Source organism: Vibrio genomosp. F10 str. ZF-129 (assembly GCF_000287055.2).
Lineage (GTDB): Bacteria > Pseudomonadota > Gammaproteobacteria > Enterobacterales > Vibrionaceae > Vibrio.
In genome coordinates this window covers 1-11829 of record NZ_AJYQ02000114.1, presented here as the reverse complement: position 1 = coordinate 11829, position 11829 = coordinate 1, and the positions used below count along the sequence as shown (strand labels likewise).

Annotated in this window: 10 protein-coding genes and 1 tRNA gene; 1 reads left to right on the top strand and 10 read right to left on the bottom strand. The window is 39.7% G+C overall.

Annotated features, from left to right (window positions below; genetic code table 11):
• Window positions 1-3 precede the first annotated feature (3 nt).
• The 9 genes from A1QO_RS14560 to A1QO_RS14520 all read right to left on the bottom strand — a co-directional run bounded on the left by A1QO_RS14560 (window position 4) and on the right by A1QO_RS14520 (window position 10358).
• Window positions 4-999 (bottom strand): hypothetical protein, encoded by a 996-nt coding sequence (locus A1QO_RS14560; RefSeq protein WP_017039954.1) that lies wholly within the window; start codon window positions 997-999, stop codon window positions 4-6.
• Entirely contained in the window at window positions 999-1739 is a 741-nt protein-coding gene (locus A1QO_RS14555; protein ID WP_241790466.1) for an OmpA/MotB family protein, read from the bottom strand. The genes A1QO_RS14560 and A1QO_RS14555 overlap by 1 nt, the downstream gene beginning before the upstream one ends.
• A 38-nt stretch (window positions 1740-1777) precedes the next feature.
• Entirely contained in the window at window positions 1778-3610 is a 1833-nt protein-coding gene (locus A1QO_RS14550; RefSeq protein ID WP_017039956.1) for a hypothetical protein, read from the bottom strand.
• Window positions 3610-5025 carry an EH signature domain-containing protein gene (locus tag A1QO_RS14545; protein ID WP_017039957.1) on the bottom strand — a complete coding sequence of 472 codons (1416 nt, stop codon included), beginning with the start codon at window positions 5023-5025 and terminating at the stop codon, window positions 3610-3612. Before A1QO_RS14545 ends, A1QO_RS14550 begins: the two co-directional genes overlap by 1 nt.
• Window positions 5025-5678 carry an OmpA family protein gene (locus A1QO_RS14540; protein ID WP_017039958.1) on the bottom strand — a complete coding sequence of 218 codons (654 nt, stop codon included), beginning with the start codon at window positions 5676-5678 and terminating at the stop codon, window positions 5025-5027. The genes A1QO_RS14545 and A1QO_RS14540 overlap by 1 nt, the downstream gene beginning before the upstream one ends.
• Complete coding sequence (locus tag A1QO_RS14535; protein WP_241790465.1) at window positions 5678-7999, bottom strand: MotA/TolQ/ExbB proton channel family protein; 2322 nt, start codon at window positions 7997-7999, stop codon at window positions 5678-5680. The genes A1QO_RS14540 and A1QO_RS14535 overlap by 1 nt, the downstream gene beginning before the upstream one ends.
• A 144-nt stretch (window positions 8000-8143) precedes the next feature.
• On the bottom strand, window positions 8144-8494 hold the full coding sequence (locus A1QO_RS14530; RefSeq protein ID WP_017039960.1) for a hypothetical protein: 351 nt from the start codon (window positions 8492-8494) through the stop codon (window positions 8144-8146).
• 38 nt (window positions 8495-8532) lie between these two features.
• Window positions 8533-8700: a ribbon-helix-helix domain-containing protein gene (locus A1QO_RS20100; protein ID WP_017039961.1), complete on the bottom strand. Its 168-nt coding sequence runs from the start codon at window positions 8698-8700 to the stop codon at window positions 8533-8535.
• 671 nt (window positions 8701-9371) lie between these two features.
• A complete protein-coding gene (locus tag A1QO_RS14520) occupies window positions 9372-10358 on the bottom strand; it encodes a hypothetical protein (protein ID WP_017041005.1) in 987 nt (328 codons plus the stop codon).
• A gap of 115 nt (window positions 10359-10473) precedes the next feature.
• Here A1QO_RS14520 and A1QO_RS14510 point away from each other — a divergent pair.
• Window positions 10474-11624, top strand: a protein-coding gene (locus A1QO_RS14510; RefSeq protein ID WP_139152148.1) for an IS3 family transposase whose coding sequence is annotated in 2 segments (ribosomal slippage) — window positions 10474-10717 and window positions 10717-11624 — 1152 coding nt in all. Because the reading frame shifts where the segments join, the coding sequence is not laid out codon by codon here.
• Window positions 11625-11708: 84 nt separating this feature from the next.
• On the opposite strand, the gene A1QO_RS14505 is transcribed toward A1QO_RS14510, so the two are convergent.
• Window positions 11709-11783 (bottom strand) — tRNA-Gly (locus tag A1QO_RS14505).
• Window positions 11784-11829: the final 46 nt, after the last annotated feature.

Genomic DNA, 11829 nt, shown 5'->3' with positions numbered 1-11829 from the left:
CTCTTACTTTAAATACTCAGAACGGCGAGGCATAAACTGTGTCGACTTCTTTAGGTAGCTAGATGTACGATATTGCCAATAACCATGTCCTGAAAACTTATGCTTAATTAGCGGTGATTCGTTGTACATTGTTTTGATTGCCTGTTTAATATCTTCACTACCTTTAGGAAGGTCACTCACTATTACACCATTCAGAACAGATTTTTCCATTACCAAGTAATCTCCTACCTGGAAACACAGTGCCATCCCTTTTTCTAGTGGCTCGTTAATCGAAATTACGTTTCCATACTTGCTTGTCACATCGCCTTCAGAAGGCACGACTAGCCAGGCATAGGGTACCTTGCCATTAATGAAGTATTGCCTCCAAAACTCATTTCTTTCAGAGTTTAATGATTTTGACTTTTGGTCATCTGCATTCTGTTCATGAGTCGCTGACCTAAAAATACTGAACGTGGTTAATATGGCATTAGCTCTTGATGCAAGCACTACCCTGGACCACCCCCCAGTAATATTAGAGTCGTCTTGACGTTTTTCCATCATTAGTCTTATTTGCGACCAACGCTGAGGGTGAACATTTGATGTTAACTTTTCAATATCGTTAACAATTTTCGCAAATGAATCGCCTGTTAATCCATATGAGTTGCTTTGAACCTCGCTCACCAAAATGTGGATGGTTAACGCATCCATTCGAGCTAGCAGCATTTGATAAATCTGCGACCAGGCACCTTCGATTGTTAGTAACCCTTCCCAAAAATAGCTCTTCGTTTTTCTTTCAAAAAGCATCCAAGGTAAGTATCGTTGATAGATCAAAGGCGTCGTATCAACGATCAAATTATTATTGATAATCTTCTGCTCGATAATTGGATAAAGGCTATTTAACAAACTTTCATCCGGTGCCGAGGTTCTGTGAAACAGCTTTTCTTCAACATTATCTAAAGTGCGCTTGAGATGGCAATCTTCTACCGTTAAAGAAAACAAATTATTAGTTACGCCACCCATTAGAGATTTCCTTCTAGCGCTGCTTGCGTTTCTGTCAAACTCGGCGGCTTCATGATAAAGCGAAAGTCAATTCTTCGGTTTATTGGATCATTAGTTGGTACTTTATAACTATGCCCAGGTACAGGCCTACCCTCACCGTAGCCACTGACACTTATAACAGGTTGACCGTTGCTATTTAGCATTTCTGCTAATAATGGGTGTTCTTTGGTCATCGCTCGGTATGTAAACATTGCTCGATGTGCAGACAGCTCCCAATTGTCACGGTACGTTTGTCTCAATCGCCCCGTAATTGGCACATTGTCGGTATGACCTTCTACAAAAACAGAGTCTATCTTACCTCTTGTTTCTGGTAAGCATTTTCCATTATCTGGTTGATTCTCACCATAACAAGGTAGTATCTCTGACAGTACATCCGCGACAACTGACAGACGATTCATCTGCTCATCACTCAACCTTGACGCCCCCGTATCAAAGCGTACCGAGTTTTCGTTTAGCCTTAACACGCCATGTTCTTGATCAATTTCAACTTCAACACTCTTTTTTGCCATCGCATCTTGCATATCACTCAGCATTTGACCGCGCATAATGTTGTTTTCATCTAGTTGATTCAAAATCTGGGTAAGCTGGCTCATTTTTTCTTCTTGCTCTTTCGAAGCGACGAGGAAGTCAACAACAAAAATAGCGAGAGTTATGATAAAAATGAACATCAATCCTGACATGATGTCAGCTACTGACATCATGTAATTGGACTCTTCTTTTTTTGAGCCGAAAAATGCCACTACACTGCCTCTTTAACACGAAGGGCTGCAATATCCTCTACAGTACTTCGTAATTCATTTGTCGCCGTGACTAGGTTTCCAGTCACTTCAGCAGAGTAATAGTCTAATGATTTCAAGTGTGTGTTAGCTTGCTCTGCGTAGTCGCTTAGTCCACCTTTAAGCCCTTCAAAGACATTGTTTAAACGTCCTTCGAACTCTGCACTTTGTGATGCTTGTTGCGATATCGCTTCTTTAATAGATTTCATAGCTATATTCATAGCCTGTGCATTTTCTATATTCTTATTAGTAGCTGAATTAACAGAATCTAATGTCATTGAATAGAGCTGAGCTGTTTCTGAAGCTTTACTATTCGCATCCAGTAGTTTGTTGCTGGACTCATTTAACTGTCCGAGCATATTACTTACATGCTCCAATGAACCGTTACTCTGAGATTGTAAACGCCCCATTACTTCAATATTGCCTGATACTTCTTTAGTCATCACGCGTTGCATTTCAATTGTCTTGTAAAATTGGTCAACAAGGTTATTCATACTGCTATCTGCAGCCTGAACTTTTCCTAACATTCCGTCTAAAGAGTGCTCTAGAGTCGCTGAGATACCAGATATCATGCTTGGTAAAGCTTCAGAAGAAAGTTTCTCTACTTGTGCGAAAGTGGAAGCTGTAGCTTGCTCTGCTGATCTTTGAATCTGTTCACTTGAACTTTGATGAGCTGATTCGATTTCGATCATCACCTCACGGAAACTATCAATAACTTGTTGAACACGTTCTCCTTCACGTGCGCCCATACTGTTTACACTTTCAACCAATTGGCCTGTTACTTTGCCAAACGACTCTTCAATCGACGTTGTTAAAGACTCTGTCACTGACTGCATTCTTTCTTGGCTATCAGTAAAGCGTGTGATATTCGACTCGAGTTTTTCATTCATCTCAGAAAGCAATGAGCCCAGCTCTTTAATTTCAGAACCTGCTGACTGTAATAACGTTTCTCTAAATTCTTTCGATACGCGGGTGATTGTTTCATCGGTAATACGTTGTTGATCTAGCTGAAAATCAGAAAGCGCTTTAGTTTGAGACTCTGTCGCATGTAATTGCATAGCGGCCAGTTTGTCAGCATCAACTATATCGATATGAGTTGCTAAGTAGTCAGAGAACTCTTTAACTGCTTTTTCTAATTTATAAAATTGCGACTTCTCAAATACCGAAAAAATCATTGATAGTAGAAGGCCAACAACTGAAGTGGTAAAAGCAATACTAGCACCGCTCAAAAGGGGGTTAAGTGATTGTTTGGCATCATCAATGTCACTAGAACTAAGTCCAACCGATGCTTCACCAATACCAATCATTAAACCAACAAATGTAAATAGAAGGCCTAGTCCTGTAAGAATATTTGGAGCGGATGTATAAAGACGTACGTTTAGGTAAGGTTCTACGATATTTGAAATATCAAATAGGGACTTTACCTGGATAGTATTGCGTAGGGCTGGTGCTTCATCGCTATCCAATACATAATCTTTGTTCGGTAATTGCATGCTGCGTTGAAACTCCTCCCAAGGAGACTTCAAACAGTTTGCACTAACAATTGCATTACTCATTTTATCGTAGTTTTGGTAAGCAATTGTCGTTGAATTTGGTTTCCAGTTTGTTTCAATCAACTCTCCTTCATCATCATATTCGTGTTGATGAGTTAGGCCTTTTAACGTTGTATTAACTTCATTTAACTGGGTTAATAGCCCTTTCGTCGCAGCGTGTAAGTTTTTCGCTGCTAGTAAGGCTATTATGACAATAATTAAGCTAAATGTTATTGTCATAGGATCTTGGAAGATTGTGTTCATTAATTTCTCACACTTGTTTTAAAGTATTTTCGTTTGTCTAAAGTGTTACCATAACGCCGTTGAAGCATCATATTAACTTGTTCTTTTTCCTCAATTCTAAGTGTCCTTGCCCACCTAGACTTCCCGTTATTGCTAGTAATATTTAACTGTTTTAAAAAACTAACCAAACGCCATTGCCAATAGTCCCTATGATCATGAATCCAATTTGGCTTTAGCTTGTCTATGTCATGCGCATCTAATGTTTCAGAGTTAAACAAGAAACTCTCTAACTGCTCTGTTTTATGAAAAACACCCAAATCGATATCAGATCCTCGAAAGCGCTCAATTAGTAAGTAATTTTCTATATCAAAGATACATATTTCACTTACATCATTAACCACTGAACTTGGCATTAAGGTTACCCGTTCCAGGTCACAAGTGGTTTTAAGAAGGTTAAAAGAACGCTGAGTTAATAGAAATCTAACTCTATGAAATGATTCACTATAAGAAGCCCAAAACTCGGTACGCATACGCAAGTTTTTTGCCGGCGTTGGATGTAAGCTAGGATCAATAGACGTTTCACTTAATTTTTTAAATAGGAAATCTACAGATTGATAGTCAATTACATTATAAAAACTCTTTAGTTTTTTCTGTGAATCTGTTGATAACGAATACCAATAGGTGTCAATTGAGTCGGGTAAACAATGCTCATTCAACCAGTTATCAAACTGCGTTCCGCTTTCTACATAGGTAGTTTTAACTAGTAGAACCTCTAATTGCTCAAGAGTCATATCTCGGCTCATTTTTCTCTGACAAGCTAGCCACCATTTAAGTTGCTTTTCATCAGGAGAGGTCGGTAAAACATTAGCCGCGAGGTTTACCACTTTATTTAAGTATTCCCCCGTAACAGAAAAACCGAGTAACTCTACAAAATCGTGTATTGAGCACCCTCTATTCATGCATATTCGGGCACATGTTAGGTAATCATCGGTAGTTACAGCCTTTACCCAAGCAAAGCGCTGCTTATCTTTTATTGAACCAATTTGTGAGACATTCGATGGCATACTGCCAACAAGTGAAGACGCCATTGATAGATACCCTCTATCCTGGCCTTGCATCAACCGATTCAGCGTTCGATTAAGTAAACGACCACTTTTTAATAGATGCGTCCATATTAGCTTCGTTGCATTTAATAAATCATTAGCTGACATCGCTTTAAACTCTTCATCTCGCGTGAAGATTATCATCCATTCAATATCTCTCAACTCGCCTTGGAGTTTGAGGCGCTCTAATAACTCAAATAAGGTCTTATCACTAAAGGTATTTAGTTTTTTATCACCTTCATTTCTTATTCCACCTAATGGTGGTGTTACGTTTTGAATGGCTAGCCTTTCAGGTAATGCTGGTGTTGGGAACCAAGGTGATTTATGACTCATTACTTAGTTACCTCAGACGTAATAAGTTCTTTCAGGTCATGACTTTGAAACTCGAATCGGAACACTACTTTTCTATTCTCTTCAGGCTCTAGACTTGAATCCGCATCAAGGTTTCCCCTACCTGCTGGTAAGATCTTATTGAGAAATTGCCCTCTGTAATGAAAGATCATCGAATCAAGATGGTTAATTACTGCTTCCGAGCGTCTTACACTTAAAGATAAGCCTCGACCTTTAACTTCACTCTTATCTGCATGTCCTTCTATTACTAAATGAAGTACTTCTTCGGAGATATCTTGTGACTGGAATATCACCTGACTATAGATTGGGATTAGCTTATCAAGAAACTCTTTGCCTTTTGGTTTTAAGCTGTATTGTCCTGCATCAAACTCTAGTCCTTCAGTTAATGAAAGACTTCCAGTCAAAGGATCAATTCGAGATTCAATCCCTGCTTTTTCTAAGCCTTCTTGAAGTCCTTCAATTATGATGACTCGGTTATTCCTCGACTGCTCCTCGTAGTCAAGTAGTTGTGCTAACGTTGCTATTAATAGCAACGTAAACACCATAAGAATGCCAGCCATTAAATCACTGATAGATAACCAAGTTCCTGTCTGGTCAATTTCATCCGTGTCTGGAATACTATTTGACATTTGCATTAGTTAACCTCAACAACCGATCTCTCTTTTTCTGCCAACAAGGCAGCTTCATCCGCTTCCTCTTTTGCTGTAATAAAGAGTTCAGCAGCTCGATCAAGTCGGGTATATATTCTTGAAGATACTTCATCAAACGAAGTAAAGTACTCTGCTACACCTTTATTCGCTCGCGTAAAGTAATCATCCATTTCTGGCTTCATATTTGCTGCGACCTTAATGAATTCTTCCGATGCTTTAGTGAACGACGTATTCAATTCGCGAACCTGGCGGCCTAACGTTTGTTCATGTAATTGCAACTCGCTCAATGAATTTGCACGGTCTAAACCTATCGCTTTCGCCATCGATTGAATGCGAGTTGTCGAATCTACCAACTGTGCGTATTGAGTATTTAGATCAGTAATTAACTGGCTACGTTTGTCATACTCTTCTTTAAATACTCCAGCAAAGTTTTGTACGACTTGATTTAATCCATCTTTTTGACTCTCTAATGATTTCTCAAGAGCATTATTTTGTTCTTCAAAGTACGTAGTTAAGTTCTGTTGGTATTCATCTCTGAACGTCGCCAATTCTGTTTGAATCGTTCTAGACATACCTAATACTTTATTATCAATATCACCAAGTCCTTCAACCAACTCATGCTTGGCTGAACTCATTAATGATGCAGACTCTTTACCTACATTGGATAGCGTAGCTGCCTGGTCTTTAAAGATAATTTCTGAATCTGAAACCATTGAACTAAATGCTTGGGTTTGTTCTTTAATGGATTCATTTCCTAGCTTAACAATGCCTTGTACTTCGGAAGTAATCGAATTGAGCGCTTTAGTACTATTCACTGCGAACTCATTTAAGGACTTGTCCATTGACCCTGCAAAGTCATTCAATTTAGCTAATGTTTCCTGCTCAAAGTTCTCAATGGTGCTCGTTGCTTTTGCCATCTCTTCAACAGTTTTCGCCACACTATTATTTAACTTATCACTCACCTGTGCGAACTCGTGTACCACTTTATTCGTTTGACTAAGCTCAGCAGTAATAGGTTTAACTATTTGTTCACGCATTGCATATACCAGAACGTCAAACTCTTTATCACGGGATTTAGAGAGTTCTACAATGCCATGCGATACCGCTTTTATTCCACTAACTACATCAGTTACTTGTGCCGTATTTTTATCAATTGTAATAAGTGATTTTTGTACGTTCTCTTGCGCTTCAATTGCCGTTGATTTGATGCTGTCTAACGTCATGTTGGTTGTTGAAGTTTGTAGAACCAATTGTTCTAGGCCATGATCGACCTTGTTGATGCCCGAAGTTGCGTCCACTAAATGCTGATTACTTTCGAATGTAGATGCTGCAATCGAACTCAGTACGCCATTTGACTTATTCGTAACCGTTACTAAAGGTTCTGTAACTTCAACCAATACTTGCTTTATGTCTTCTAATGTCGGTACTTGAATTTCGGACTGTAAACTTTCGTGTTGTTCTTCCATCATTTGAGCGATAGTAGTCAATGCACTGTTAGATTGTTCAAGTTCTCTACCCATACCCATTAATTGACTATTTATAGGTTGCGTAACTAGAGAATTAAGCTGAGCACTCAGCTCTTTTGGAATCTGATTTATTGAGTTAGTTTGAGCCTTTTCTAATGACACCAATTTATTTTCAACGGTTGACTCTAAAGCATTAATTTTGTTTTCAACACCTGCGCTAATTCGCTGAGATATTGCTTCAAACTCGGTTGCGGTTATAGCATCTGGTTTTTCAGTTATTGCTAGAAGTGCTTGAGTCAGCTCCGTAAAATCAGTTTGTACCGATTCAGATGATTTTGCTTGATCTAAGATACTATGGAGAAGCTCATTTGGAGAGGTGGTCTGTACATGCCCTTCTAGTCTAGCAATTGACTCTTGTCTCATTTTGTTAAACTTTGATTGCACTAGCGTGAGACAGAGCATAATGATGCCACTTGCTCCCATACCCGCTATCGAAGTAAAGAAGGCTGTTTTCATACCCGCTAGGAGTTTTTTTGCTTGATTAGCGAGTTGCGATACTTCATCCCAACCACTGCCTAATTCATATAAACCAACGCTGATGCCAGTAAATGTACCCAAAATACCCAATGTTGTTAGCATGGCAGGAACGGACTTTAGGTCAGTGAGGCTTGCGAGTGGTACTGCTTGCTCAAGTGGTTTCTTTATTAATACACGGTCATACTTTACCGCTGCGAACTGCCCATTTTTTTTAGACTCAAGAACGCACAATTTATACGCTAACTTTTGAGCTGTATTGTCTAGTTGATCGATTCTTGTCGAAGCAGAACCCTTTATCGTCATACAAGAGGCTTCGAATTCCGTTAGAATTTGGCTATATCCGCCTCTGATTTTGTATAATTTATAGCCAGAAACACCTAAAAGTAAAGCTATCAAAGTATAAAAAGTTACGTCTATTAATGTCATTTAAATTATCTACATTGAAGATTAATATTTAGGGTGTAATGCTCTAGTGAGCTCTACTTCAGTTAAGTGTTCTTTTGCAATGCGTGCCGGTAAGTGTTCTGCATTCCACTTAGCATCGCCATCCGATGTTAATACTGTTTCATCGCCGAAACGGACGCTATACACTTCTTCACTAGCTTCTATTTCGTGATCGGGTTTAAGCCATACCTTGTTAGGGTAAGCTCTCAAAAACTCGAGTTGCCAATTTGCTTTTTGTAACTTAAGTCTTTCCGACAATTGATTTTTTATAACTAAGTTTTCATCTTGCTGGGCAATCTTCCAAGCTCGATTAATAGTAGTTATTCGGTCTACAAATTGCTCTACGGTATACATTTTTTTACCTTCAACACGAGTCGAATATAAATAGACAATTAATTTGAGGGATCGATTAAACTAATCTCATCACTATTGTTCTTCAGTGCTTGTTGCAATAAGTTGTTCACTACCCAGTTGATACTTCGATCTTGCTCTTCTGCTTGGGTTTGAACTAATTCATATACTTCTTCGTCGAAGCGTATTGTGATACGGGGCTTACTCATCTCTACCTTTCAATACAATGGTGCTATGTGGTGCAATATAGTGCTTCTAGCGATTCATTTTGGAATATCAGATATTCCATAATGAAGTCTCAAATGGTATCGCCTTAGCCAGTCTCAATGTTGATGCTTAAACATCTCAAACATTGTCAACTAAACATGCAGCCAATAGATTATTTGGTTGACGTTAACTAGCAACGAAAACAAAGAGAAGTATTAGCAGCGCTACAGCTCCATACCAAGCTACCATTCCAACAGCAATAGCGAGTAAAAATGGTATTGCGGCCAAAAGTATTGCACCTCCAACTACATAAGTGAGTACTGCCGGTTTGATGTAGATAGTTACAACGGCAACAAAAAAATCAGACCATAGAAAACAGTTCAACTTCCCGAGTTCATATCGTGTCTCCATGTTCATGATCGGTAGGAAACCCAGTTAAGGTATTCATAGTAATCGGTAATAACATTTAATCTTGTCACCTACGATTGCTTCCAATAACGGTGACATAGCGTAGTTAAAGTTTATGCAAAGATAATGTTCACAAGCTTACGAACGGGTGCTCCGCGTCAACCGTTTAGACACTGACGTAAGTGAGATCACCCAATTCAGACTTGAATGAACAATTTTGATGACCATTGTCTTAAGTCCGCGATAATAATGCTGGTCTCGTTCCCTAAGCCGCTTCCATTCGTGAAATGATCGCCTCTAGAGGTAGATCTTTATCGCGAATTAACGAGATGACGCTTTCAATATCCTGCTCTCGGTTTAATGCTAACGCCTGGTTGATATCATCAATTAGAGTTAACGCTTGTGACTTGTTTAGACCACGTAATAGGCTCACTCGGTCTGTACTATTCATTACAGCCAATTGCTGAGCGGAGTTTTTGGTTTCTTTCACTGGCTCAATCTTCGAAACTGCGGGCACGCAATTACCATGCAACATGGTTTTAAGGATCGGCTGCTCTTGTTGTGTATCTTTGAGTAATAGTTCAGGAGCGCTGATTAGGCTTTGTTCTTTACTTGCCGGGTAAGTATCTTGCTCAACATTGGAATACTCTCGCTCTGTTTTCACATACTTCTCTTTGCCTTGGAGCAGTTCAGAGTAATAAGCGGGTGTGGGCAACATAAAGTTCACATGCTTTAAAATAGCTGACTCAATCCCTTTCATTTCTTTTGGTTTGATGTAACCGCCCTGCTTTCTTTTTTGCAGTGCAATAGAGATGGCATGTTTTACTGCATCTATTCTTAATGGTTTTACACAACTCACATCAAGCTCCCCAAGCACGCGTACTTCTTCCTGTGTTTTCATGGTTGGAATTCTTACACGCAGAGACTTAATACAGGTGTCAATTAGCTTATCGTTTGAATCTAAGGCAAATGGCTTTTTAACTGGAGTTTGATCTTCATTATCTAACTCTTTTTCATCATCCATTTTAGCTAAGCGAATTTCTCTCTTCACTTCGGCCATAAAGTTGTTTATTGATTTGCAATCAGATGGCGTCGAACCGGTGTAGATAGGCTTGGAGACACCGTCTATTAACACCTTTAGATGATTAGTTTGTGTTCGCTCGTATGAGAAAGGCGTATGAGTGCCGAGTAGATCATTAAGAAATTTGATCGCACGTTTTTGATATTTGCTGTAGCTCGCTTGCTTGCACATAGTATTACCTCTCTAGTGAACGATGTGTCGTTGTTGAGAGGCATGGTAAAGAGTGATCCGCACCAATAGTTTTGGACACTGAGTTAAGTGAGTACAATCACTAACGAGGTGAACAATGACAACTAAGAAAACAAGAATTAAACATGCTCCTGAATTTAAAGCAGAAGCACTCAAACTAGCCGAGAAAGTGGGCGTCGCTGCTGCGGCAAGACAACTATCGTTATATGAATCTCAAATCTATGGGTGGCGAAAAGCCGTCAAAAAAGACACAAATACCAGCGATAGAGAGAAAGAGTTAGCAATTGAAAATGCCAAACTCAAACGATTATTAGCCGAGCAAGCCGAAGAGTTAGACATCGTAAAAAAGGCCGCCACCTACTTCGCGAAAAATCTCAAGTAGATTGCTATGAGTTCATGCTTGAACACCTGATGCGATATAGGGTTATCCGTATGGCTAAGGTGTTTGGGGTTTCTCGAAGTGGGTTTTATTATTGGATTGAAAATCACCATAAAGTCACTCAACGCAAGGAGCACCGTAAGCTGCTTGATAGCAAAGTTCGAGAGGTCTTTGACGATAAAAAAGAACGTGATGGGGCAAGGCGTATTCAAAAAGAACTTGAAGAAAGTGGTAGTAAACACGATGTGAAAACCATTGCGGCGAGTATGAAGCGACAGAACTTGGTGGCGAAAGCCGCTCGTAAGTTTAAGTGTACGAGCGACAGTAAGCATAAGCTTCCAGTTGCTCTAAACTTGCTTGAGCAAGATTTTAATGCGACAGCACCAAACCAAAAATGGGCTGGAGATATCACCTACCTAGCGACCAGCGAAGGCTGGATGTATTTAGCGGTGATTATCGACCTGTACTCACGGCAAGTAGTTGGTTGGTCAATGAGCACTAGAATGACAGCTACTTTGGTCTGTGATGCACTATCAATGGCACTGTTCCGTAGAGGCATGCCAGAAGGGGTGATTATCCATAGTGATAGAGGTAGCCAATATTGTTCAAAAGACTATCGAGACTTAATCACAGCCCATAAGCTAAAACAAAGTATGAGTAGGAAGGGAAATTGCTGGGATAACGCCTGTGTTGAGAGCTTCTTCCATTCGATGAAAGTAGAAGCCGTCCAATACGAGCCGATAATGACGCGAGAAGAGATGCGTCAAGCACTCTTCGAATACATCGAGGTTGATTATAACCGAACAAGAAGGCACAGTGCACTTGGGTACCTAAGCCCTGTTAACTTTGAAAAACAATATGTCGCTTAACAAAGTGTCCAGTCTATCTGGTGCAGATCAAAAATTTAATTGGATTTAATTTGGACTATAAAATAAAGCAGGAATTTAGCTATATGGAGCGTACAGCGGGAATCGAACCCGCATCATCAGCTTGGAAGGCTGAGGTAATAGCCATTATACGATGTACGCATTTTGCGAAAGAGATTGGAGCGTGCAGCGGGAATCGAACCCGCAT